The organism is Bradyrhizobium sp. i1.15.2 (assembly GCF_040548425.1).
GTDB classification, from domain to species: Bacteria; Pseudomonadota; Alphaproteobacteria; order Rhizobiales; family Xanthobacteraceae; genus Bradyrhizobium; species Bradyrhizobium canariense.
Genome location: NZ_JBEPRQ010000023.1, coordinates 102,925 through 126,528, shown reverse-complemented (window position 1 = coordinate 126,528; position 23,604 = coordinate 102,925). Strand labels below are relative to the sequence as shown.

General features: G+C 63.4%; 24 protein-coding genes, 1 tRNA gene and 1 pseudogene. 9 read left to right on the top strand and 17 right to left on the bottom strand.

What is annotated here, in order from left to right; genetic code table 11:
* Positions 1-97: 97 nt before the first annotated feature.
* The 3 genes from ABIB80_RS30320 to clpX all read right to left on the bottom strand — a co-directional run bounded on the left by ABIB80_RS30320 (position 98) and on the right by clpX (position 4,594).
* Positions 98-502: a GFA family protein gene (locus ABIB80_RS30320; protein WP_219682260.1), complete on the bottom strand. Its 405-nt coding sequence runs from the start codon at positions 500-502 to the stop codon at positions 98-100.
* 73 nt (positions 503-575) lie between these two features.
* A complete protein-coding gene (gene lon / locus ABIB80_RS30315) occupies positions 576-2,999 on the bottom strand; it encodes an endopeptidase La (protein WP_007603504.1) in 2,424 nt (807 codons plus the stop codon).
* Between the two features lie 323 nt (positions 3,000-3,322).
* Positions 3,323-4,594, bottom strand: a complete 1,272-nt coding sequence (gene clpX, locus ABIB80_RS30310) for an ATP-dependent Clp protease ATP-binding subunit ClpX (RefSeq protein WP_007603503.1) — start codon at positions 4,592-4,594, stop codon at positions 3,323-3,325.
* Positions 4,595-4,772: 178 nt separating this feature from the next.
* On the opposite strand from clpX, the gene ABIB80_RS30305 reads away from it, so the two are divergent.
* Complete coding sequence (locus ABIB80_RS30305; RefSeq protein WP_354128909.1) at positions 4,773-4,907, top strand: hypothetical protein; 135 nt, start codon at positions 4,773-4,775, stop codon at positions 4,905-4,907.
* 128 nt (positions 4,908-5,035) lie between these two features.
* On the opposite strand, the gene ABIB80_RS30300 is transcribed toward ABIB80_RS30305, so the two are convergent.
* The 3 genes from ABIB80_RS30300 to ABIB80_RS30290 all read right to left on the bottom strand — a co-directional run bounded on the left by ABIB80_RS30300 (position 5,036) and on the right by ABIB80_RS30290 (position 7,609).
* Positions 5,036-5,671: an ATP-dependent Clp protease proteolytic subunit gene (locus tag ABIB80_RS30300; RefSeq protein WP_007603501.1), complete on the bottom strand. Its 636-nt coding sequence runs from the start codon at positions 5,669-5,671 to the stop codon at positions 5,036-5,038.
* 318 nt (positions 5,672-5,989) lie between these two features.
* Entirely contained in the window at positions 5,990-7,351 is a 1,362-nt protein-coding gene (gene tig, locus ABIB80_RS30295) for a trigger factor (protein ID WP_219682229.1), read from the bottom strand.
* 173 nt (positions 7,352-7,524) lie between these two features.
* A tRNA-Leu gene (locus ABIB80_RS30290) sits at positions 7,525-7,609 on the bottom strand.
* Between the two features lie 152 nt (positions 7,610-7,761).
* Between ABIB80_RS30290 and ABIB80_RS30285 the strand changes: the two genes are divergently transcribed.
* Positions 7,762-9,078 carry a multicopper oxidase family protein gene (locus ABIB80_RS30285; RefSeq protein WP_354128908.1) on the top strand — a complete coding sequence of 439 codons (1,317 nt, stop codon included), beginning with the start codon at positions 7,762-7,764 and terminating at the stop codon, positions 9,076-9,078.
* A gap of 10 nt (positions 9,079-9,088) precedes the next feature.
* On the opposite strand, the gene ABIB80_RS30280 is transcribed toward ABIB80_RS30285, so the two are convergent.
* The 4 genes and pseudogenes from ABIB80_RS30280 to ABIB80_RS30265 form a co-directional block, all read right to left on the bottom strand.
* On the bottom strand, positions 9,089-9,376 hold the full coding sequence (locus tag ABIB80_RS30280) for an addiction module antidote protein (protein ID WP_007603498.1): 288 nt from the start codon (positions 9,374-9,376) through the stop codon (positions 9,089-9,091).
* A 1-nt stretch (position 9,377) separates the two neighbouring features.
* Positions 9,378-9,662, bottom strand: a pseudogene (locus tag ABIB80_RS30275) (type II toxin-antitoxin system RelE/ParE family toxin); the annotation flags it as partial.
* A 32-nt stretch (positions 9,663-9,694) separates the two neighbouring features.
* Entirely contained in the window at positions 9,695-10,144 is a 450-nt protein-coding gene (locus tag ABIB80_RS30270) for a GNAT family N-acetyltransferase (protein ID WP_354128907.1), read from the bottom strand.
* Positions 10,144-11,643 (bottom strand): NAD(P)H-hydrate dehydratase, encoded by a 1,500-nt coding sequence (locus ABIB80_RS30265; protein WP_354128906.1) that lies wholly within the window; start codon positions 11,641-11,643, stop codon positions 10,144-10,146. The genes ABIB80_RS30270 and ABIB80_RS30265 overlap by 1 nt, the downstream gene beginning before the upstream one ends.
* A gap of 381 nt (positions 11,644-12,024) precedes the next feature.
* Between ABIB80_RS30265 and ABIB80_RS30260 the strand changes: the two genes are divergently transcribed.
* Complete coding sequence (locus tag ABIB80_RS30260; protein WP_007603495.1) at positions 12,025-12,363, top strand: P-II family nitrogen regulator; 339 nt, start codon at positions 12,025-12,027, stop codon at positions 12,361-12,363.
* A gap of 149 nt (positions 12,364-12,512) precedes the next feature.
* Complete coding sequence (gene glnA / locus ABIB80_RS30255; RefSeq protein ID WP_007603494.1) at positions 12,513-13,922, top strand: type I glutamate--ammonia ligase; 1,410 nt, start codon at positions 12,513-12,515, stop codon at positions 13,920-13,922.
* A gap of 264 nt (positions 13,923-14,186) precedes the next feature.
* Here the strand turns inward: glnA and ABIB80_RS30250 are convergent, their stop codons facing one another.
* Positions 14,187-14,960, bottom strand: a complete 774-nt coding sequence (locus tag ABIB80_RS30250; protein WP_007603493.1) for a gamma-glutamyl-gamma-aminobutyrate hydrolase family protein — start codon at positions 14,958-14,960, stop codon at positions 14,187-14,189.
* A gap of 256 nt (positions 14,961-15,216) precedes the next feature.
* Here ABIB80_RS30250 and ABIB80_RS30245 point away from each other — a divergent pair, with 256 nt between their 5' ends.
* Complete coding sequence (locus ABIB80_RS30245) at positions 15,217-16,350, top strand: AI-2E family transporter (protein ID WP_219682234.1); 1,134 nt, start codon at positions 15,217-15,219, stop codon at positions 16,348-16,350.
* A 6-nt stretch (positions 16,351-16,356) separates the two neighbouring features.
* On the opposite strand, the gene ABIB80_RS30240 is transcribed toward ABIB80_RS30245, so the two are convergent.
* The 6 genes from ABIB80_RS30240 to ABIB80_RS30215 form a co-directional block, all read right to left on the bottom strand.
* Positions 16,357-16,653, bottom strand: coding sequence for an antibiotic biosynthesis monooxygenase family protein (locus ABIB80_RS30240; RefSeq protein ID WP_354128905.1), 297 nt, complete (start codon positions 16,651-16,653; stop codon positions 16,357-16,359).
* Positions 16,654-16,753: 100 nt separating this feature from the next.
* Entirely contained in the window at positions 16,754-16,990 is a 237-nt protein-coding gene (locus ABIB80_RS30235) for a hypothetical protein (protein ID WP_219682236.1), read from the bottom strand.
* A 57-nt stretch (positions 16,991-17,047) separates the two neighbouring features.
* On the bottom strand, positions 17,048-18,280 hold the full coding sequence (locus ABIB80_RS30230; protein ID WP_219682237.1) for a GGDEF domain-containing protein: 1,233 nt from the start codon (positions 18,278-18,280) through the stop codon (positions 17,048-17,050).
* A 229-nt stretch (positions 18,281-18,509) separates the two neighbouring features.
* Positions 18,510-18,989: a 30S ribosomal protein S9 gene (gene rpsI / locus ABIB80_RS30225; protein WP_007603485.1), complete on the bottom strand. Its 480-nt coding sequence runs from the start codon at positions 18,987-18,989 to the stop codon at positions 18,510-18,512.
* A gap of 1 nt (position 18,990) precedes the next feature.
* Positions 18,991-19,455, bottom strand: a complete 465-nt coding sequence (gene rplM, locus ABIB80_RS30220) for a 50S ribosomal protein L13 (RefSeq protein WP_007603484.1) — start codon at positions 19,453-19,455, stop codon at positions 18,991-18,993.
* A 156-nt stretch (positions 19,456-19,611) separates the two neighbouring features.
* Positions 19,612-20,040: a PaaI family thioesterase gene (locus tag ABIB80_RS30215; protein ID WP_007603483.1), complete on the bottom strand. Its 429-nt coding sequence runs from the start codon at positions 20,038-20,040 to the stop codon at positions 19,612-19,614.
* Positions 20,041-20,126: 86 nt separating this feature from the next.
* On the opposite strand from ABIB80_RS30215, the gene ABIB80_RS30210 reads away from it, so the two are divergent.
* From ABIB80_RS30210 to ABIB80_RS30195, 4 genes are all read left to right on the top strand, one after another.
* Positions 20,127-20,951 carry an enoyl-CoA hydratase gene (locus ABIB80_RS30210; RefSeq protein WP_007603482.1) on the top strand — a complete coding sequence of 275 codons (825 nt, stop codon included), beginning with the start codon at positions 20,127-20,129 and terminating at the stop codon, positions 20,949-20,951.
* 122 nt (positions 20,952-21,073) lie between these two features.
* A complete protein-coding gene (locus ABIB80_RS30205) occupies positions 21,074-21,658 on the top strand; it encodes a CoA-binding protein (RefSeq protein ID WP_219682238.1) in 585 nt (194 codons plus the stop codon).
* A 138-nt stretch (positions 21,659-21,796) separates the two neighbouring features.
* The gene (locus ABIB80_RS30200) at positions 21,797-23,077 is read left to right on the top strand and encodes an O-acetylhomoserine aminocarboxypropyltransferase (protein ID WP_219682239.1); all 1,281 of its coding nucleotides are present in this window, start codon (positions 21,797-21,799) and stop codon (positions 23,075-23,077) included.
* 181 nt (positions 23,078-23,258) lie between these two features.
* A complete protein-coding gene (locus tag ABIB80_RS30195; RefSeq protein ID WP_007603479.1) occupies positions 23,259-23,603 on the top strand; it encodes a hypothetical protein in 345 nt (114 codons plus the stop codon).
* The last annotated feature ends 1 nt before the right edge of the window (position 23,604 follow it).

Genomic DNA, 23,604 nt, shown 5'->3' with positions numbered 1-23,604 from the left:
CGCTTTCCACGGCATCTACACCTCCCGCAGAACAAAAGCGGAAAGTGTAACCCATGTGTCCGGTACGAACTGTCACCTATGTCTCGGGTCGCTCACCTCAATCTCCCGGCCGTCCCGGCAGCAGTGGCACCGCGTCGATCCACACCGCCGCCGACTGGCACCAGATCTGCCTGACGGGCCGCAATTTGTCGCGCTGGCGAATGCTGCCCCAGCGGATGCCCCAATCGTCCTCCTGATCGCCCTCGCCGCTTGTGAATAGCGGGGAACCGCAGTCGCCACAGAAATGCTGGAAGCGCATCCGGCCATTATCGCCGCGCTTGCCGTAGATTCTGGGCGTGCCGGCGGTCAGCTTGACGTCCGCCTTGGTGCAGATCGCCGTCACCCGGAACGGCGATCCCGTAAGGGTCTGGCAGTCCCGGCAATGGCAGACCGACACCGTCTCGGGATCGATCTCCGCTTCAAAGGTGATCGCGCCGCAATGGCATTGCCCGTCGATGTGCATTGTCGTCATCCGCTGCCCCACAACAAAAACGGCGCCCGAAGGCGCCGTTTTATCATCTTTTCGAGCTGTGATCTCAGTGAGCGGTCAGGCCGCCGGCGGCTTCGTCGCCGTCCGGCTTCACCGTCACCTTGGTGTCCTCTTCCCAGACGATCGGCACCGGCTTCTTGACCAGCGCCTTGGCGACGACGTCGTCGAGGCGCGAGACCGGGATGATCTCCATGCCGCCCTTGATCGCATCGGAAATCTCCGTGAGATCCTTGGCGTTGTCCTCGGGGATCAGCACCGTCTTGATGCCGCCGCGGGCAGCAGCCAGCAGCTTCTCCTTCAGGCCGCCGATCGGCAGCACGCGGCCGCGCAGCGTGATCTCGCCGGTCATCGCAACATCATGGCGGACCGGGATGCCGGTCATGACCGAGATGATCGCGGTGGCCATCGCCACGCCCGCCGACGGACCGTCCTTCGGCGTCGCGCCTTCCGGCACGTGCACGTGGATGTCGCGCCGGTCGAACAGCGGCGGCTCGATGCCGTAGACGATCGCGCGCGAGCGGACATAGGACGCCGCCGCCGAGATCGATTCCTTCATCACGTCACGCAGATTGCCCGTAACCGTCATCTTGCCCTTGCCGGGCATCATGACGCCTTCGATTGTCAGCAGCTCGCCGCCGACATCGGTCCAGGCAAGGCCGGTGACGATACCGACCTGCGGCTCACTCTCGATCTCGCCGTAGCGGTACTTCGGCACGCCGAGCAGCTCTTCCAGAGTCTTCTCGGTGACCTTGACCGACTTCTTTTTGGAGATCATCAGCTCCTTCACCGCCTTGCGGGCGAGTGTGGAGAGCTCACGCTCCAAATTGCGCACGCCCGCTTCGCGGGTGTAGCGGCGGATCAGAAGCAGCAGCGCGTCGTCGTCGATCGAGAACTCCTTGGAATCCAGGCCGTGCTTGGACACCGCATTCGGGATCAGGTGCTTGCGCGCGATCTCGACCTTCTCGTTCTCGGTGTAGCCCGCGATCCGGATGATCTCCATGCGGTCCATCAGCGGCCCCGGAATATTGAGCGTATTCGCGGTGGTGATGAACATCACGTTGGACAGATCGTAGTCGACCTCGAGATAGTGGTCGTTGAAGGTCGCGTTCTGCTCGGGGTCGAGAACCTCGAGCAGCGCCGAGGACGGATCGCCGCGGAAATCGGCGCCCATCTTGTCGATCTCGTCCAGCAGGAACAGCGGATTGGACGACTTCGCCTTCCGCATCGACTGAATGATCTTGCCGGGCATCGAGCCGATATAGGTGCGGCGGTGACCGCGGATCTCGGCCTCGTCGCGCACGCCGCCGAGCGAGACGCGCACGAATTCGCGCCCCGTCGCCTTCGCGATCGACTTGCCGAGCGAGGTCTTGCCGACGCCGGGAGGACCGACGAGGCACAGAATCGGGCCCGTGAGCTTGTTGGCGCGCGACTGCACGGCCAGATACTCGACGATGCGGTCCTTGACCTTCTCCAACCCGTAGTGATCCGCATCCAGAACCGCCTGCGCGGCCTCCAGATCCTTCTTCACCTTGGACTTCTTGTTCCACGGGATCGACAGCAGCCAATCCAGATAGTTGCGCACGACGGTCGCTTCCGCGGACATCGGCGACATCTGGCGCAGCTTCTTCAATTCATGCTGCGCCTTCTCGCGCGCTTCCTTGGAGAGCTTGGTCTTGGAGATCTTCTCTTCGAGATCGGCGAGCTCGTCGCGACCGTCGTCGTCGCCGAGTTCCTTCTGGATCGCCTTCATCTGCTCGTTGAGATAGTACTCGCGCTGGGTCTTCTCCATCTGGCGCTTGACGCGCGAGCGGATGCGCTTCTCGACCTGGAGCACCGAGATCTCGCTCTCCATCAGGCCCAGCACCTTCTCGAGGCGCTGCGTGACCGACAGCGTCTCCAGGATGCCCTGGCGATCCGCGATCTTGACAGCGAGATGCGAGGCGACGGTGTCGGCGAGCTTGGCGAAATCGGTGATCGCCTGCACGACGCCGACGACCTCGGCCGAGATCTTCTTGTTGAGCTTCACATAGCTCTCGAAGTCGGACACGACCGAGCGCGCCATGGCCTCGGCCTCGACCGACTTCGCGTCGGTGTCGGCGAGCGCAATCGCGGTCGCTTCGTAATAGTCGGCACGATCGGTGTACTTCTGCACGCGCGCACGCTCGAGCCCTTCGACCAGCACCTTCACGGTGCCGTCGGGAAGCTTCAAGAGCTGAAGCACGCTGGCAAGCGTACCGGTCTCGTAAATGGAATCGGGTGCCGGATCATCGTCGGACGCGTTCTTCTGGGTCGCGAGCATGATCAGCGCGTCGTTCTTCATCACCTCTTCGAGCGCGCGGATCGACTTCTCGCGGCCGACGAAGAGCGGAACGATCATGTGCGGGAAGACGACGATGTCGCGCAGCGGCAGCACGGGATAGGCGTGCGTTTCGCCATGAACGATGGTTGGCCTGGGTTTTGGATTGGTCATGGCCTTTTCCTTTTGCTTTGCCCCCTTGCACGCAGCCCGCCATGCTCATGCGCAACCGCCACAAGGTGCCGAGGTGATCCGCAAAACCGGTCGGTCCTTCTGAGGTTGGACCGGCCTGCCGGATCGGAACTGAGGCGAATCTTGAAGAGAATTTTTGCTCGCCGCCGACATTAGGTGGCTATCGACCCGGGGGGTGTCAAGTCATTGAAAGACGCGCGCCATCAGGCGCTTACGCACGCGAACAAGCGACACAACACCGGCTGCGGAGATATTTTCCGCAGCCCCTTGCTTGATGAGACGATTGGAGCGTTCCAGCGCCGAAATCAGGCGCTGGCGTTCTCGACGGCGCGATCGGACCGATCGGCGTAGATGTAGAGCGGGCGCGCCGTTCCTTCCACGACTTCGCGGGAAATCACGACTTCTTCCACACCTTCGAGGCCCGGCAGGTCGAACATGGTCTCGAGCAGGATCGCCTCGAGGATCGAACGCAGCCCGCGCGCACCGGTCTTGCGCTCGATCGCCCTGCGGGCCACCGCGCCAAGCGCCTCGTCGGCGAAGGTCAGCTCGATGTTCTCCATCTCGAACAGCCGCTGGTACTGCTTCACCAGCGCGTTCTTCGGCTCGACCAGGATCTTCTTGAGCGAAGCCTCGTCCAGATCCTCCAGCGTCGCCACGACGGGCAGACGGCCGACGAATTCCGGGATCAGGCCATACTTCAGGAGATCCTCCGGCTCGACGTGACGGAAGATTTCGCCGGTGCGGCGGTCTTCCGGCGCGAGCACCTGGGCGGCGAAACCGATCGAGGTCGACCGTCCGCGTGCCGAGATGATCTTTTCGAGGCCCGAGAACGCACCACCGCAGATGAACAGGATATTGGTGGTGTCCACCTGCAGGAACTCCTGCTGCGGATGCTTGCGGCCGCCCTGCGGCGGGACCGAAGCCACCGTGCCTTCCATGATCTTGAGCAGTGCCTGCTGCACGCCCTCACCCGACACGTCCCGCGTGATCGAGGGATTGTCGGACTTGCGGCTGATCTTGTCGATTTCGTCGATATAGACGATGCCGCGCTGGGCACGCTCGACATTGTAGTCGGCGGCCTGGAGCAGCTTCAGGATGATGTTCTCGACGTCCTCGCCGACATAGCCGGCTTCGGTCAGCGTCGTCGCATCCGCCATCGTGAACGGCACGTCCAGGATGCGGGCGAGCGTCTGCGCGAGCAGCGTCTTGCCCGAACCGGTCGGACCGATCAGCAGGATGTTCGACTTCGCAAGCTCGACGTCGTTGTGCTTGGTCTGGTGGTTGAGGCGCTTGTAGTGATTGTGCACCGCGACCGAGAGGACCTTCTTCGCATGGTTCTGTCCGATTACGTAATCGTCCAGCACCTTGCAGATTTCCTTCGGCGTCGGAATCCCGTCGCGCGACTTCACCAGCGAGGATTTGTTCTCCTCGCGAATGATGTCCATGCAGAGCTCGACGCACTCGTCGCAAATGAAGACCGTGGGACCCGCGATCAGTTTGCGAACTTCGTGCTGGCTCTTGCCGCAGAACGAGCAATACAGCGTGTTCTTGGAGTCGCTCGTGCCGACCTTACTCATTCATGTCTCCGTCCGCGGTTCGATCCCGTCCGCTCGATCGCCCTATTCCGGCACGACAGCCGGTACAGTCCTTCAAATAGAGCAAATTCCGTACCAAAAAAGACCCTACGCGTTGCATGCCGTGCGAATCACGGTCACTCGATTCTCCGCGATCATAGCCGATCAGTCGTAGCGAACCATGCTGTCACCCGACTATCAAGAATTCGCTAATCGGGGAGCGCCGGCTACCCGTGACAATACCGTGATTTCCGGTCTTGGCACGGGCGAAGTGATCGAAATCACCCCGGCGTTGCTGGATTGCCACGAAAAATAAGCACGAAAGCGGAACTTTCTGCCTGTCGCAGGGCGCAAAACTGCGTTTTGCGACGCGCGCACGTGTCCTTAACGTGAACGCTCCCTGACGGTGCCGGCGATCCCAGAGGGATTGCCGGCACCGTAGTGCTACGGAGTCTTCGGCGCCGCGGTTTCCTCGGCGCGCTTGTCGATGACCCTGTCGACCAAACCGAACTCCTTGGCGTCGCTCGCAGTAAGGAACTTGTCGCGTTCCAGCGCGTCCTCGATCGCCTTGTAGGTCTGGCCGGTGTGCTTCACGTAGATCTCGTTGAGCCGCTTCTTCAGGTTCAGGATTTCCTGTGCGTGCAGCATGATGTCGGTGGCCTGGCCCTGGAAGCCGCCGGAAGGTTGATGCACCATGATGCGCGCGTTCGGCAGCGAGAAGCGCATGTCCTTCTCGCCGGCGCAGAGCAGCAGCGAGCCCATCGAGGCGGCCTGGCCCGTGCACAGCGTCGAGACCGGCGGACGAATGAACTGCATGGTGTCGTAGATCGCGAGGCCCGACGTCACCACGCCGCCCGGCGAGTTGATGTACATCGAGATTTCCTTCTTCGGATTTTCCGCCTCAAGGAACAACAGCTGCGCGACGATCAGCGTCGACATGCCGTCCTCGACCGGCCCGGTCAGGAAGATGATGCGCTCTTTCAGAAGGCGCGAGAAAATGTCGTAGGCGCGCTCGCCACGGTTGGTCTGCTCGACCACCATGGGCACGAGGTTCATGTAGGTTTCAACCGGATCGCGCATGAGTCACCTAGGGTTTTGAAGAGGCGGACATCGCCAGGCCCGGCTGCCAGTCGGGGCTGGATCTGCCGGAAGGCCGATGGACGTCCCGTGATGCAGGAACTTGGTAGAAGAACTTGGTAGAAGCAGAAGGCGTAGCGACAGATATAGCCCAATTCGCGCCTGACAAGTGCGGAGCGAATTAAGGCTTAATCCGTGAGGCAGTTGAAGCTGATTCGTACAAAGAGGCCCAGCCGGCCACCTGGCTAGCTCGACCTCTTCGCTGATCATCCTTAATGCAAGGCTATCCCAAAGGCTCTCCTAAAGGCTCTTCTGGAGCCCTCAGGCGGCGGTCTTTTCCGCCTCGTCGTCCTTGTAGAGATCGTCGCGCGAGACCTTCTTCTCAGTCACCTTGGCAAGCTCGAGGATGAAGTCGACGACCTTGTCCTCATAGATCGGTGCACGAAGCTGGGCCAACGCTTGGGCGTTGCTGCGGTAATAGTCCCAGACCTCCTTCTCGCGGCCCGGCATCGAGCGCGCCCGCTCGATCACGGCGCGGCCGACCTCGTCGTCGGTCACGGAGATCTTGTTCTTCTCGCCGATCTCGGAGAGCACGAGCCCCAGCCGCACGCGGCGGTCGGCGATCTTACGGTACTCTTCCTTGGCGGCGTCTTCAGTGGTGTCCTCGTCGGCGAAGGTCTTGCCGGCGGAGTCCATCTCGGCCTTCACCGAGTTCCACATCAGATTGAACTCCTCGTCGACCAGCGAGGGCGGAGCCTCGAAGCGATGGGCCTCGTCGAGGCGGTCGAGCAGCGCGCGCTTGACGCGCTGGCGCGTCGCGGTCGCGAACTCGGCGACCAGCCGCTCGCGCGCCGCTTCCTTCAGCTTGTCCAGCGATTCGAGGCCGAGCGTCTTGGCGAACTCGTCGTCGATCGCGAGATCCTGCGGCGCCTCGATCAGCGTCGCGGTGGTCTCGAACTCGGCCGGCTGGCCGGCGAGCTTATCGTTCATGTAGTTCTTGGGGAACGCCACCTTCAGCGTGCGGGTCTCGCCCGCGCCGATCCCGATGAGCTGCTCTTCGAAGCCGGGGATGAAGGTGTTGGATCCGATCACCACCTGGATGCCCTCGCCGGCGCCGCCCTCGAAGGGCTCGCCGTTGATGGTGCCCTTGAAGGCGACGGTGACGCGATCGCCCGACTCGGCCTTGGCGCCCTCGCCCTTCGCGGCATAGCCGCGGTTCGAATCGGCGATGCGCTTGATCGCCTCGTCGACGTCGGCGTCGGTGACTTCGGCGACGGGCTTCTCGACCTCGAAGGTCTTGAAGTCGGCGAGCGCGATCGACGGCACCACCTCGATCGCAACCGTATAGGTCAGGTCGGTTTTGCCGTTGAGCAGCTCCTCGACCTCGGCCTGCTCGGTCGGCATGGTGATCTTGGGTTCGGTCGCAAGGCGGAAGCCGCGCTCGGAGAACAGCTGCGTGTTGGTGTCACGAATGGTCTGGTCGATGGTCTCGGCCATCACCGAGCGGCCATAGACCTTCTTGAGGTGCGTGACCGGCACCTTGCCGGGACGGAAGCCGTTGATGCGAACCTTGTCCTTGAGGTCGACGAGCTTGGCACCGGCCTTGGCGTCGAGATCAGACGCGGGAACGCTGATCTTGAACTCGCGCTTCAAACCTTCCGAGAGGGTTTCTGTGACCTGCATGGTGTCCAATCTTCTTCTCGTTCGGTCCCGGCGCGCATGCGTCGGGACGCTGTCATTAATCGATCCGGCGCGAGGCGAACGCCTCAACGCCGGTGGTTCATCGGACCGGCTTCCGGCGGACAAACATCCGCGCGGGAGCAGATCGCGTAATCCGTGCAAACGCTGAAAGCGCTTGGTGCGGGCGGAGGGACTCGAACCCCCACAACTTTCGTCACTGGAACCTAAATCCAGCGCGTCTACCAGTTCCGCCACGCCCGCGTAAATTTGCATCAAGACCGGCCGCGATGCCGCGGGCGGCGGGCTTATAGCATGTGCCCGCCTGTTCGCAGCAAAAAAATGGCCCGATAGAGGCAGCCTTCAACTAGGCACGACGGCTGGACTTATCCAGCACGGCGTGGTCGGGATCGGCCATGAGAACGCGGATTTTCGACCCGACGAGGCGCGAGGTTTTGGCCGGGCTTGGAGCGGGACTGGGCGCCTCTGCGGCCGGGCTGATGGCGGGCGGCGCAGTCCCGGCCATGACCGCCCAACTCGCCCTTCAGGCAAGGCCGGCGACGTTGGCTCTGAGGCCGGGTCAGCCGGCTACACCGATCTGGGAGCTGGCCGCCGTAAGCCACCTCGGGGATGTCCGTCTCAAACGTGGCGACCGCTGCGAGGTGGTCTTTCGCAACGGCCTGCCCGTCCCGCTTGCACCAGTCTGGTACGGCCTCAATGGCCCGGACGCGGCCGACCCGCTTCGAGGACGCGCCCCGACGGCCCCGGACGCGACGGAAACATCAATTATTTCAGTGCCAAACGCAGGAACCCTGCTGGCCGACTTTCGCCTGTTCGAGGACAGCCTGAAGCAGCCCGCGCGCCCGCTTCCGATCATCGCCACCGAGACCAACGCGGTCGCCGCCGATCGCGACGTGGTCCTCTTGATCGAGGAATGGCGGCTGCGGCCGGATGGGACCGCGCTTCTCCCGGGCCGGGACCCGAAGGACACGTCCCCGCTCTATACAATCAACGGAACGACTTCATTCGAACTCTCAGCTTCGGCGAATGAGCGGCTGCGGCTGCGCTTTATCAACGGCTCGCAACGTTCTGTTCTGGCGATCAAATTGGAAAGTCACGAGGTCCAGGTGCTGGCCCTGGACGGACAGCCGGCTGAGCCGTTCCCGGCTCGCAACGGCGCCCTGGTGCTGGCTCCCGGCGCACGCGCCGACGCCTTCGTGGATGCGGCCACATCGGCCCCATTCCTGCTGCATGACGGCAATGAGGCGCGCCAGGTCGGCCGCCTGACGGTCTCCGGCAAGCTTGAGCGGCGCGCGCCGCTGTTGCCGCCGCAGCCGCTCCCTCCGAATGACCTGCCCGAGCGACTCGATCTGAAAGGCGCCCTGCGGTTCGATGTCGCGCTCGGGGCAGCCGACGCCGGGTGGGTACGGCCCGCAAATTTCTCGACGTCCTCCGCCCCCGCTTTTCGCACCAAGGCCGGCCGCACCGTCGTGCTGGCGCTCAAGAACCCCGCACCCGTCGCCATCGTCGTCCATCTGCACGGCCACCATTTCCGCCTGCTCGACAAGCTCGACGACGGCTGGAAGCCCTATTGGCTCGACACGCTCGCGATCGAACCCGGCCAGACTCAGCGCATCGCGTTCGCTGCGGCCTCCCCCGGGCGATGGCTGATCGAAACCGTCGTAACCGAATGGGCCGCCCCGCGGCTGGTGCGCTGGTACGGGGTGGAGTGAGGGGCTCCGACTAGGCGTGCGGCTTGGCTGTGAGTTCGATCCCGAGCGCCTTCATCACCGCAATAGTCGTTTTCAGCGTCGGATTGCCGTTGGTGCTGAACGAGCGATAGAGCTGCTCGCGAGAAAGACCAGTCTCTTTGGCGATCTGCGTCATCCCCTTGGCGCGGGCGACGACCCCAAGTGCATGGGCGATATAGGCCGCATCCTCGGTCTTGAACGCCTCTTCCATGAACACGGCAATGGCCTCGTCGGACTGCAGGTCTTCGGCCGGGTCATAGGTCGTCAGCTTCTCGCCCATCTCATTCGCTCCACATCTCGGCAAGGCGCTTCGCCGCCTTGATGTCTTTCACCTGCGTGCTCTTGTCGCCCCCGCACAGCAAAACGATGATCGCGTTGCCCCGCTTCCGAAAATAGATGCGATATCCGGGCCCGTGATGAATACGCAGCTCGCTCACACCGTCGCCCACCGGTTCGACGTCGCCTGCGTGTCCATGAGCCAACCGATCCAATCGCGAAGCAATCAGCGCTCTGGCACGCTCATCCTTGAGACGTGATCGCCACTTCCGAAACGTCTCAGTCTGCTTTCAATCACATGTAGTTTTTAGACTACAATTGTTCACAAATGAAGCGGCCTACGCATCCAGAGGTACCGAGCGTCGGGTTCTTTCTCCTCGTTTCGGGTCCCGTTGGTCTGCTCGATCAACGTAAACTGGCGCGCTTCATAGAAGCGCCTTGCGCGCGCATTGCACTGGAAGGTCCAGAGCTCCAGCCGTTCGTTGGCATGCTTGGCGACGTCGAGAAGTTCGGCGCCAGTCCCCCGCCCTTGAACAGCAGGAAGCACGTAAAGCTGCTCGATCCAGCCGTCACGGAAAGCGATGATCCCGCTCAGTACATCGCCGTTGAAGCGTCCCCACACGCGGCACGTCGCGAACACATGCTCGCGGTAGAACCAGCGGTCCTCGTCCGGCGTATGCAGCCCAGCGAGCCAGGGCATCGCATGGTCGAATGCAGCCCGGTGAACCTGCGCCGCCGCGCCCATATCAGTGAGCGCGAGCTGCCTGAGCATCAATATTCAATCCCCAGCGCATTATAGATCCGCCGGTGCACGGCCGGCAGCGTCTCGGTGAGATCCTCTGCTATCAGGCCCGGTCCCGCCTCGCTCGCCGCTTCGCCATGCATCCACACAGCGATGCTGGCGGCTTCGAATGCCGGCACGCCTTGCGCCAGCAGCCCTGCGATGATGCCGGCGAGCACGTCTCCGGCGCCCGCGGTGGCGAGCCAGGGCGGCGCGTTGGCGGCGATGGTGGCGCGGCCGTCGGGCGCGGCAATCGTGGTGTCCGCGCCCTTCAGCAGCACGACCGCGCCGGAGCGCTCGGCGGCGGCGCGCACGCGCTCGATCTTCGAGCGCCCCGGATGTTTATTGCTGAGGTCGGAGAACAGCCGCGGGAACTCGCCCTCGTGCGGCGTCAGCACTACCGCCTTGTCCTGCGACGTCTTGATCGATTCGAACAGGCGCTCGGGATTGGCGGCAAAGCTCGTCAGCGCATCCGCGTCGAGCACCAGGCGCCGCTGCGCGTTAAGCGCCGTGTGGACGAGATCGCAGGTGCGCTCGCCGACCCCCGCGCCGGGGCCGATCATGCAGGTGTTGTAGCGCTTGTCACCGAGCAGCTCGCCGAACTCGATGGCGGTATCGACGGGGCGAACCATCACCGCGGTGAGCGCAGCTGCATTGATCGCCAGCGCATCACGCGGCGTAGCCAGAGTCACCAGGCCCGCGCCGGCGCGGAGCGCCCCGCGCGCGGCGAGACGCGCCGCACCGGTCGCGGCCGCATCGCCCGAGACCGCCAGCACATGGCCTCGCGCGTATTTGTGGCCGTCGATGCGCGGCACCGGAAAGGCGGTGCCCCAGAAGTCCGGATCGTTCTCGAAAATCTGCGGCGCGATCTCGTCCAGCACCTGCGCCTCGATGCCGATGTCGGCGACGCGGACGTGGCCGCAATGCATGCGCCCCGGCAGCAGCAGATGCGCCGGCTTCTTGCGGAAGAAGGTGACGGTCTCGGTGGCGTTCACCGCCACGCCCAGCACGGCCGCGCTGGTGCCGTTGATGCCGCTTGGCAGATCGACCGCGAGCACCGGCGCACCGTTGGCGTTGATCGCCTCGATCATCTCACGTGCCTCGCCGTCGACCGGACGGCTGAGGCCCGCGCCGAACAGCGCATCGATGATCAGCGCCGGTCGCCCGATCGCCTGCGGGTTGAACGGGAGCACCGGGTGTTTCCAGCCCCGTGCCGCCGAGGCCGCATCGCCCTGGAGCTGGTCGCGCTCGCACATCAGGATGACCGAGACCTCGCGGCCTTGCGCGGCGAGCTCGGCGGCTGCGACAAAACCGTCCCCACCGTTGTTGCCGGGGCCGGCCACGATCAGGATCGGCCCCTCCTCCACCAGCGCGTTGGCGGCCTCGGCGACCGCCTGGCCAGCACTGAGCATCAGCTTGAAGCCGGGGGTGCCTGCCGCAATGCTGAGCTGGTCGGCACGCTGCATTTCGGCGTTGGTCAGAACTTCCATGCCACTTCCCTGTCCAAAAGCCTTTTCAAGAGGCACGTTCTGCGTCGGGCGATCCGACGGAACAACGATCTGCACAAATATTGGACCGTTTGCCTATTCCGTAGTCTGCGGTATTTTGTGCGGGTCGGCGCCACCTATCGGAGCTGCACGTTAAAAGGCTGATAACGCTCCAATAATCAGGGCATTTGCAACTTGGCATAGACCCTGCTTTCGCGGAAGTCGCTTCGGTTCGTCGTGCTCACTGGCATTTATCAGGGTGTGGCCGGCCGTTGTTGCCGGACTGGTCAGGGATCCCGGCATAGCGAAGACAAGATCGTGCGTTAAGAAAAGCGCATCCTGACGAAGACGTTGCTATTTGTTCGAAAGGCCGGGAGGCGCGCAGTGAAGAAGATCGAAGCCATCATCAAGCCATTCAAGCTCGACGAGGTGAAGGAAGCGCTTCAGGAAGTCGGCCTTCAGGGCATCACCGTCACCGAAGCCAAGGGCTTCGGCCGGCAGAAGGGTCACGCCGAGCTGTACCGCGGCGCAGAATACATCGTCGACTTCCTGCCCAAGGTGAAGATCGAGATCGTGATCGGCGACGATCTGGTCGAGCGCGCCATCGACGCAATCCGCCGCGCAGCGCAAACCGGGCGCATCGGCGATGGCAAGATTTTCGTCTCCAACATCGAAGAGGCGATCCGCATCCGAACCGGCGAATCCGGGCTGGACGCTATCTGAGCCGGGTGCTATCCCGCATTTTGCGACATTCTGACAAGAAATAGGCTGCTTCGGCGGCCTCATTTTGTTTGTGCCTCGCGCGCCTCAAGAAGCGTGAACACGGTCGCTTGAAGCTTGGAAACCGACCCGCAGAGCCAAAAGGGGTATGCATGAAGACCGCCAAAGACGTCCTGAAATCGATCAAGGACAACGACGTCAAATACGTCGACCTGCGCTTCACCGATCCGCGCGGCAAGTGGCAGCACGTCACCTTCGACATCAGCATGATCGATGAAGACATTTTCGCCGAAGGAACGATGTTCGACGGCTCCTCGATCGCCGGCTGGAAGGCGATCAACGAGTCCGACATGTGCCTGATGCCCGATCCGGTGACCGCGACGATCGATCCGTTCTTCGCCGAGACCACCATGGTCATCACCTGCGACGTGCTTGAGCCGACCACCGGCGAGCCCTACAACCGCGACCCCCGCGGCATCGCCAAGAAGGCCGAGGCGATGGTGAAGTCGATGGGCGTCGGCGACACCGTGTTCGTCGGCCCCGAAGCCGAGTTCTTCGTGTTCGACGACGTGCGCTTCTCCGCCAACCCCTACAGCACCGGCTTCCGTCTCGACTCCTCGGAGCTGCCGACCAACTCCGACACCGAATATGAAGGCGGCAACCTCGGCCACCGCGTCCGTACCAAGGGCGGCTACTTCCCGGTGCCTCCGCAGGATTCCGTGCAGGACATGCGCTCGGAGATGCTCGGCGCCATGGCCAAGATGGGCGTCAAGGTCGAGAAGCACCATCACGAAGTCGCCTCCGCCCAGCACGAGCTCGGCATGAAGTTCGACACGCTGACCTTGATGGCCGACCACATGCAGATCTACAAATACTGCATCCACCAGGTCGCGCACATCTACGGCAAGACCGCCACCTTCATGCCGAAGCCGGTCTTCGGCGACAACGGCTCGGGCATGCACGTGCACCAGTCGATCTGGAAGGACGGCAAGCCGGTGTTCGCCGGCAACAAATACGCCGACCTGTCGGAGACCTGCCTCCATTACATCGGCGGCATCATCAAGCACGCCAAGGCGATCAACGCCTTCACCAACCCGTCGACCAACTCCTACAAGCGTCTGGTCCCGGGCTACGAGGCTCCCGTGCTGCTCGCCTATTCCGCGCGCAACCGCTCGGCCTCCTGCCGCATCCCCTACACCGCTTCGCCGAAGGCCAAGCGCGTCGAGGTGCGTTTCCCAGATCCGCTCGCCAATCCCTATCTCGGCTTCGCCGCGATGCTGATGGCCGGCCTCGACGGTATCAAGAACAAGATCGATCCGGGTCCGGCAATGGACAAGGACCTCTACGATCTGCCGAAGGAAGAGCTGAAGCAGATCCCGACCGTGTGCGGCAGCTTGCGCGAGGCGCTGGAAAACCTCGACAAGGACCGCGGCTTCCTCAAGAACGGCGGCGTGTTCGACGACGACTTCATCGACGCTTACATCGAGCTGAAGATGACCGAAGTCGCCCGCTTCGAAATGACCCCGCATCCGGTCGAGTTCGAAATGTACTATTCGGGCTAAACGGCCCGAACGACCGCGACACACGAAAGGCGCCCCTCGGGGCGCCTTTTTTGTTTGTGGTCCTCGACTTTCGTTCTGTGTCTGACTCCACTTCGTTCTCAAAGAACGAATCGGAATCGAGAAAACCGGCGCGCACCATTTCTTGATAACTGGTTTATTACGCCCGAGAGATCGAGGCCGCCTTCACGCCGTCACCCGACAGCGACTGGATTTGCTTCGCTGCGCTCACGATGACGATGGTTATGGGCCTCGGCGCGCTCGCAGCTACGCCGCCGCGCGCTGCTTCGCCACCATGGCTTCGCCAAAAGCCTCGAACAGTTTTCGATTGATCGGATTGTGCTGCGGGTCGTATTCGGCGTGCCATTGCACCCCGAGCGCAAAGGCCTTGGCTTCCGCGATGCGGATTGCCTCGATGGTGCCGTCCTCGGCGATGCCCTCGATCAGCACGCGCTTGCCGGGATCGAGGATGCCCTGGCCGTGCAGCGAATTGACCCTGATCTTGTTACAGCCGAGCAATTCTGCGAACGCGCCGCCCGGCGTCAGATCGACGTCGTGACGATCGGCGAACACCACGGTCGGATCGGGATGGATCTCGCCGTTCTCGAGCCTCGGCATGCGGTGGTTCATGCGGCCCGGGATTTCGCGGATCTCGGGATGCAGCGAGCCGCCGAAGGCGACGTTCATCTCCTGGAGGCCCCGGCAGATGCCGAACAGCGGGATGCCGCGGGCAACGCATGCGACCGAGAGCGCCAGCGCCACCTCGTCGCGGTGGATGTCGTAGGGCTCGTGCGCCTCACACGGATCGACGTTGAAACGGGTTGGGTGGACATTGGCGCGAGCACCGGTGAGCACGATGCCGTCGACAGTGTCGAGCAGCGCGCCGATATCGGTGATATCGGGCGAGCCCGCGAACATCACCGGCAGGCCGCCGGACACCTCGGCCACGGCGCGCAGATTACGCTCGCCGACCATCTGGACCTGAAATCGATTTTCAACGCGATGGGCGTTCCCGATCACGCCGACGACCGGCTTTCTCATCTCCCGTTCAGACCTTTCGCCGAAGACGATTCTCCAAACATGCCCCTGGGATGGAACAAATTCAACAGAAGGGTACGCGGGACGGCAATGCTATTTTCGCGCAAATGGCCGGGCGGAGGATGGGCATGGCCCCCTCTCTCGCCGGCGTCCGTGGCCCGCAGGGCCAAGGACGCGTCAATCGCGCCAGAGCCTGGCTTGATCCGAGGCGGGATTTCGCGAAAGAGTGCCCGCCTGCCGCCTTCGCATAGGAGCCGATGTGACCATTCCCGCAGATGAACGGCCCCGGACCCGCACCGATCTGGCCTGGGCGATCTCCGTCGGGGGCATCGGAATCGTGCTGTTCGCGGCAATGCTGGTCTTCACCTGGTATTTTGCAGCTACCCTGCTCCTGATCTTCACCGGAATGCTGCTCGGCGTCGGCCTCAACGCGCTGACCAACGCGCTTGGCCGCCGCGTGCACCTGCCCCACGCGGTCCGGCTCGCGATCGTCTGTGCCGCGCTGGCGGTAATGCTCGCAGGCGTTGCTTATCTCGGCGGCGCCACCATTGCCGAGCAGGCCTCGCTGCTGAGCAAGACAATCAAGTCGCAGATCACCAACGTCCGGTCCTTCCTCGAAAACCATGGGATCGACACCAGCTTCTTCGATCTCGGCAACGCCGCACCCGCTGCCTCCACCGATGCGACGCCGACGCCCGCCCCGACCCCGGGCTCGCACGGCGGATTGCCGGGCGCAGGCGCGCTGGCCTCGAGCGGCGGGGCGATCGTGAGCCAGACCTTCAAGCTGCTGCTCGGCACCATCAGCGCGGTCGGCAACATCTTCATCGTGCTGTTCCTGGGGCTCGCCTTCGCCGCCCAACCCGCGGTCTATCATGACGGCCTGTTGTTTCTCGCGCCGGCCAGGCATCGCGCCCGCATCACCCTGATCATCGACGGTATCGGCGAGACGCTGGAGCGCTGGCTGATCGCGCAGATCATCGTGATGCTTGCGGTCGGCGTGGTGACCTGGATCGGGCTCGTCCTCATCGGCATTCCCGGCTCGTTCATCCTGGGGATTCAGGCAGGCCTGCTCGCCTTCATTCCGACGGTGGGCGCCATCATAGCCGGCGTCGTGGTCGTGCTGGCGAGCCTCGCCTCAGGATGGATTCCGGCGCTGTCGGCCTTTCTCCTCTTCATGGGCGTGCACGCCATGGAGAGCTATGTGCTGACGCCGATCCTTCAGCGGCAGGCACTGGACATTCCGCCGGCCACGCTGTTCGCGTTCCAGATTCTGCTCGGCGTCGTGTTCGGAATCTGGGGCCTGGCGCTGGCGCTGCCACTGGTCGCCATCGCCAAGGTGATGATCGACCATTTCAAGACGTATGAAGCGCCGCCTCTGGCAGAGGCGGCCTGACGCAGCTCAGGTCGTCAGCATCGTCTCGGTGTGCTCGACCTCAGGGGGTGCCGCAAAATACTGGCCGACGAGGCCGCGCCATTCGGTGAAATTCTCGGAGCCGCGGAAATCGACGGTATGGCTCTCGAGCGTTTCCCACTTCACCATCAGACGATAGCGCTGCGGCTTCTCGATCGACTTGTGCAGCTCGAAACCGTGAAAACCCTTGGAGCGGCCGAAAGCGGCCTTGGCCTTGGCGACGGCGGCCTCAAAGTCCTTCTCGCTGCCCGGCTTGACGTCGATTTGCGCGATCTCGGTGATCATCTGTTTCCACCCATTTTGTTTGATGGGCGTGTCTACCGCAGCCCGCGACAAAGAAAAAGGCGCCGAAACGGCGCCTGCCCGGTCCAAAAATGCAGATCACTCAGGCGAACAGCAAAACGGTGCCCGCCACTGTCAGCGCACAACCGGCGAACAGCGCGAGCGGCCAGTAATTGCGGCCTTGCGTGTAACGCCCCTGGGCGCGGCGCTCGGTGATCAGCGCGCTCTCGTATTCGTCCGCGGTCGAAAACAGGCAGGCGAAGCCGCCGCGTGCCGAAGTCGCCGCGGCTTCGAGCGACATCAGGGCGGTCTGCGGATTCTGTCGACGGATCGATTCCATGACCGCAATGGTAGGGATCGAATGGTAAACAGGGGATTACCGCGAGGCCTCCTTTGCCTAGGCCGTCGCCGGTTGTGTCTTGGATTGCGTGTTGGGCACGCCGATCCGAGCGGCGCTCTGGCGGCGCCAGTTCTCCAGCGACAGTGGCAGCTCCTCCGCCGATTCGACGCGGTTTCGGCCGCCGCGCTTGGCCTGGTAGAGCGCGGTGTCGGCCGAGGCCAGCAGCACTTCGAGCTCGGTGCCGGCCGGACCGCCGGCGACGCCGATGCTGACGGTGGTGTCGACCGGGCCCTCGTCGACGACGACGCCGGAGGTCTCGAAGGCCTCACGCACGCGCTCGGCGACCAGCACGCCCTCCTCCAGCGAGCATGGCAGCAGAGCCGCGAACTCCTCGCCGCCGATGCGACCCGACATGTCGCTGATGCGCAGATTACTGACGACGACGGTCGAGAACAGTTTCAGCATCTCGTCGCCGGCGGGATGGCCGAAGCGGTCGTTGATCGACTTGAAATGATCGATGTCGAAGATCATCACGGTCACGGGACGGCCGGCCTTGGCCTCGCGCTCGATCACGCGTCCGCAGGCTTCCGAGAAGCCGCGGCGGTTGAGCATGCCGGTCAGGGGATCGGTGGAGGCGGCGGTCCGGTGCGCGGTGACGGTGCGCTCGGACACCAGCATGAAGATCACGAACACGGTGCCGACGGCATAGAGCACGAGCTCGACCGCGAACACAGTGACCCAGATGCTGGTGGAGAAGCCGGCATCGTTCGGGCGCAGGAAACTGCCGAGCAGGATCGGCAGCATCAAGACACAGCCGTGCATTACCGGAACCACGAAGGCCGGCCAGCGCCGTTGCAGGCTCTTGCGCCGCTCGACCCAGAGCTCGCTCGCGGTCAGCGCCGCATAGACCGAGACGATGCCGGCGCCGACGATCATGCGCAGCATGGACGCGGTGGGATCGAGCAGTGTGGCGGCAGCGGCCCAGGCGAGCGCGCCGACCAGGAGTCCCGGCCAGTTCGGCTTGCGGCCGTGGAAGACGCGCGCCGCATTCCACACCATGCCGCAGGCGACGAAGCCGACCGCGTTCAGCGCAAGGTAAAGATGCGGCCCCAGTCTGTCGCCGGCCGCCGTCCAGAGCGCGACCGATGCGGCGCCGAGCAGATACGCGGTGCCCCACCATTTCAGCGCAGGGCTGTTCTCCTGCCTTCCGAAAAATACCATCATGGCGCCGAGCAGTGCGGCGACCATGGTCGCGACCAAATAGAGCGTGATGCTATCGAGCGACATCATGTCGGCCCCCTCTTAGACATAGCAGTTACGCGATCGGCTCAGCCGATTTGCGCGCCCTTCCAAATGCGACGCTATGTCTCGCGGGTTCCATTCAGGTTTTCATGCGGGCCCAAGTTTTCAGGAAACACGCCATCAATTTGCATACAAACGAACAGCAAAAAGGGCGCTGAAATCAGCGCCCTTTTGCATCTCATTGAAGCCGCTTTCGCGGCGAATGCGACCGAAGCGATTAACGCTTCGAGAACTGGAAGGACCGGCGGGCCTTGGCCTTGCCGTACTTCTTGCGCTCGACCACGCGGGAGTCGCGGGTGAGGAAGCCGCCCTTCTTCAGCACGGTGCGCAGCTCCGGCTCGAAATAGGTCAGCGCCTTGGAGATGCCGTGACGGACGGCACCGGCCTGGCCGGACAGACCGCCGCCGGCGACGGTGCAGATCACGTCATACTGGCCGGACCGCGCGGCCACGGAGAACGGCTGCTCAATCATCATGCGCAGCACGGGACGGGCGAAATAGACCTCGACCTCGCGCGCGTTGACCGTGACCTTGCCGGCGCCCGGCTTGATCCAGACGCGGGCGACCGCGTCCTTGCGCTTGCCGGTGGCGTAGGCGCGGTTGAACTTGTCGACCTTCTTCTCGTGCTTGGGCGCGTCGGGCGCGGCTGCCGTCTTGAGCTGCGAGAGCTGGTCGAGCGACTGAATGGATTCGGCCATGTTATGCGGCCCTCGTGTTCTTGCGGTTCAACTTGGCGATGTCGATCTTCTCGGGCGTCTGGGCCTCGTGCGGATGATCGGCGCCGCCATAGACGCGGAGGTTGCCCATCTGGACCCGACCGAGCGGACCGCGCGGGATCATGCGCTCGACGGCCTTCTCGAGCACGCGCTCGGGATGCTTGCCCTCGAGGATCTGGCGCGCGGTGCGCTCCTTGATGTGGCCGACGTAACCGGTGTGCTTGTAATAGGTCTTCTGCTCGCGCTTGCGGCCGGTGAGAACCGCATACTGCGCGTTGATGATGATGATGTTGTCGCCGCAATCAACGTGCGGGGTGTAGGTCGGGAGGTGCTTGCCGCGCAGGCGCATGGCGACGATGGTGGCGAGACGGCCGACGACCAGACCCTTGGCGTCGATCAATACCCACTTCTTCGTCACCTCAGCCGGCTTTGCCGAAAATGTTTTCATGTCAGAGTTTCCGTGGACGGGAGCATCGGCGCGAACACCGCACCGGACTGGCGGTTTTCTAGAGAACAGGGGCGCTGCGGTCAATGCCCAAAGGCGTAATTTACGTGTTTAATATCAGTGACTTAGAATTAAGGTATTAAGGTACCCGCAAAAAGCTCAAACGTTTGGAATGGAATAAGTCGAGGTGACATGCGCAATCGGATCGGGCGAGGTACCGGACAACAGCTTCACCTCGCCGACCGCGAGGCGCTTGCCGAGCTTGAGCAGCCGCGCCTCCGCCAGCACGTCCTGCCCGGGCTGCCCCTTGCGCAGGAAGTTGATGTTGAGATTGGTGGTCACGGCGAGCCCGATCGGCCCGATCGCGGACAACAGCACCACGTACATCGCGAAGTCGGCGAGCGCCATCAATGTCGGGCCGGACACGGTTCCGCCTGGCCGCAGCATCTTTTCGCTATAGCGCTGACGCAAAAGGCAGGCCTGACCGTCCGCGCTCTCGATCGTGATGTCGTCGCCGCTGAAGGCCTGGGGAAACTCGTTGCGGAGGAACTGCTCGAGCTCCGCCACGCTCATTTTCGCTAACGCCATGCTACCCCTCACCCTCGCTTCACGTCCCCTGTTACATTAAGTTATCTGCGTCATCCAATCGCAATAATCCAACCGGAAACGCTTTGATGTCCGTCCAGGCCGCCCGCGCCCCTTCCCCGCAACCACCTATCCTGCTGCGCGAGACCGTGGGCCCCATCGCGGTCCTGACCCTCAACCGCCCGGCCGCCCGCAACAGCCTGTCGGCGACGATGATCGCAAGCCTGCACGCCGCGCTCAACGAGATCCGCGACGACAAGGCCATCCGCGGCGTCGTAATCGCGGCCAACGGTCCCGCCTTCTCCGCCGGCCACGACATGAAGGAGCTGACCGCGCGCCGCGCCGACCCGGATCGCGGCCGTGCCTTCTTCGCCGAGATGATGACCGCCTGCAGCGCGATGATGCAGGCGATCGTGCACCTGCCCAAGCCCGTGGTCGCATCCGTCCAGGGCATCGCGACCGCCGCGGGCTGTCAGCTCGTGGCAAGCTGCGATCTCGCGATCGCCTCGGAAGCAGCACACTTCGCTACCCCCGGCGTCGACATCGGCCTGTTCTGCTCGACGCCGATGGTGGCGCTGTCGCGCAACGTGCCGCGCAAGCAGGCGATGGAGATGTTGCTGACGGGCGAGCCGATCCCGGCCGTACGCGCCCGCGAGATCGGCCTCGTCAATCGTGTCGTCGCCGCCGGCACCGAGCGCGCCGCCGCCATTGCGCTCGCCGAACAGGTCGCGCTGAAATCCGCCTATACCGTCAAGCTCGGCAAGGAGGCGTTCTACCGCCAGGCCGAGATGAGCCTTGCAGACGCCTATCGCTATGCGGCAGAGGTGATGACCGAGAACATGATGGCGCGAGACGCCGAGGAAGGCATCGGCGCCTTCATCGAGAAGCGTACGCCGACATGGCGGGATGAATAGTCAACTCCTCATCCTGAGGAGCCGCGGAACGCGGCGTCTCGAAGGATAGAGGCCCGACTGCGGCTTCATGGTTCGAGACGCGCGTGCCGCGCTCCTCACCATGAGGTCAGAGAAAGAAGAAGATGAACCACGACGCCTATCCCGACAATTACATCCGGGGCATCCTCAACAACGTGAAATCGATCGCGATGGTCGGTGCCTCGCCGGCCAACGTGCGGCCGAGCTATTTCGCGTTCAAATATCTGGCCCAGCGCGGCTACGACATGATTCCGGTTAATCCCGGCCATGTCGGAAAGGAGCTGCTCGGAAAACCCTTCGTCGCCTCGCTGTCCGACATTGACCGTCCCGTCGACATGATCGACATTTTCCGCAACTCCAGTCACATCATGCCGGTGGTCGAGGAAGCCCTCACGCTTGATCCGCTGCCGATGGTGATCTGGATGCAGTTGGGGGCGCGCGACGATGCGGCGGCGCTGAAGGCGGAATCGGTTGGTATCAAGGTGGTGATGAACCGCTGCCCCAAGATCGAATATGGCCGCCTGTCCTCGGAGATCTCCTGGATGGGCGTCAATTCGCGCACGCTGAGCTCCAAGCGCGCGCCGGCGCCGACGCAGGGCATGCGGCTATCCCTCAATCGGATGAGTGTTGGCGGCGGCGAAACCGCGGCCTCGGACCGCGCCGCCAAAAACAAGACTGAGCAAAGCTGACGCAGTTGCGAAGGTTTCATTTCGCGAACGCGACAATGCGTAGCACGATCGTTCCGATGTGAAGCCCCGCCTTGACGGCAGCCGCGGCGCCAATCAGCATGCCGCGCGATTTCAGACCACGAGAACAGGACGCCCTCAATGAGCGATCGCCTTCCGGGATTTTCGACCCTCGCCGTGCATGCCGGTGCACAGCCCGATCCCACCACCGGTGCGCGCGCGACTCCGATCTATCAAACGACGTCATTCGTCTTCAACGACGCCGACCATGCCGCCTCGCTGTTCGGCCTGCAGGCGTTCGGCAACATCTATACCCGCATCGGCAATCCCACCAATGCGGTGCTGGAAGAGCGCGTCGCGGCCCTCGAAGGCGGCACTGCCGCGCTTGCGGTGGCCTCGGGCCATGCCGCGCAGGTCGTGGTGCTGCAGCAATTGCTCCAGCCCGGCGACGAGTTCATCGCCGCGCGAAAGCTCTATGGCGGCTCGATCAACCAGTTCACGCACGCGTTCAAGAGCTTCGGCTGGAACGTGGTGTGGGCCGATCCCGACGACATCGCGAGCTTCGAGCGCGCGGTCACGCCGCGCACGAAAGCAATCTTCATCGAGTCCATCGCCAATCCCGCCGGCAGCATCACCGACATCGAGGCGATCTCGACGGTGGCGCGCAAGGCAGGCGTCCCGCTGATCGTCGACAACACGCTGGCCTCGCCCTATCTGATCCGTCCCATCGATCATGGTGCCGACATCGTCGTGCACTCGCTGACGAAGTTTCTCGGCGGCCACGGCAATTCGATCGGCGGCATCATCGTCGATGCCGGCACCTTCGACTGGTCGACCGGCGGCAAATATCCGATGCTCTCCGAGCCGCGGCCCGAATATCACGGCATCCGGCTGCAGGAGACGTTTGGCAATTTCGCCTTCGCGATCGCCTGCCGCGTACTCGGCCTGCGCGACCTCGGACCCGCGCTGTCGCCGTTCAACGCCTTCATGATCCTCACCGGCATCGAGACATTGCCGCTGCGCATGCAGAAGCACTGCGACAATGCCAAAGCGGTCGCCGAATTCCTCGCCGGCCATCCGGCGGTGGCCGCGGTGAACTATGCGGGGCTTGCAAGCGACAAGTACAACCAGCTCGCGCGCAAATACGCACCGAAGGGCGCCGGCGCCGTGTTCACCTTCAGCCTGAAGGGCGGCTACGATGCCGGCGTCAGCCTGGTGTCGAAGTTGCAGCTGTTCTCGCATCTGGCCAATGTCGGTGACACCCGCTCGCTCGTCATCCATCCGGCCTCGACCACGCACAGCCAGCTCGACGACGCTGCCAAGATCAAGTCCGGCGCCGGCCCCGACGTGGTGCGGCTTTCGATCGGCATCGAGGACAAGGAAGATTTGATCGCCGATTTGGAACAGGCGCTGGGTACGTAGCATCACCGTCATTCCGGGGCGCGCGACAGCGCGAACCCGGAATCTCGACGTCGCATCATAAGCTCTGGATTCCGGGTTCGGTGCTTCGCACCGCCCCGGAATGACGATCGCCGTTAACAGTCATTAACCATATCTGCCGCATACATCGTCACTGGATCGCCCCTTTGATTCGGAGCCGACGATGCTGCGCTGGATGGTGCCTGCCCTTGCGGCGATGCTGACGGTCTCAGCTGCGATTGCCGCCGATTTGCCGGCCACGCCGAGGCGACGGGCTGCCGCTCCGCCACAGGAGCCGCCGCAGGTCTATGTCGAGACCGATCCGGATGCGCTGATCTCGCCGGCCTACGGCATCGGCAGCTACATCCGCAATTTGCCGGGTACACCACTGCTGCCGGGCTCGCACACGCTGCCGGGCTATTACGGCCGTCCCTGGGACTACGATTACCAGGGCTCGTATTACGGCGGGAAGCAGGTCGATTATTTCTGGCGCCTGCCCTACTCGTGCGGCATCTACGGCTATTGCTGAA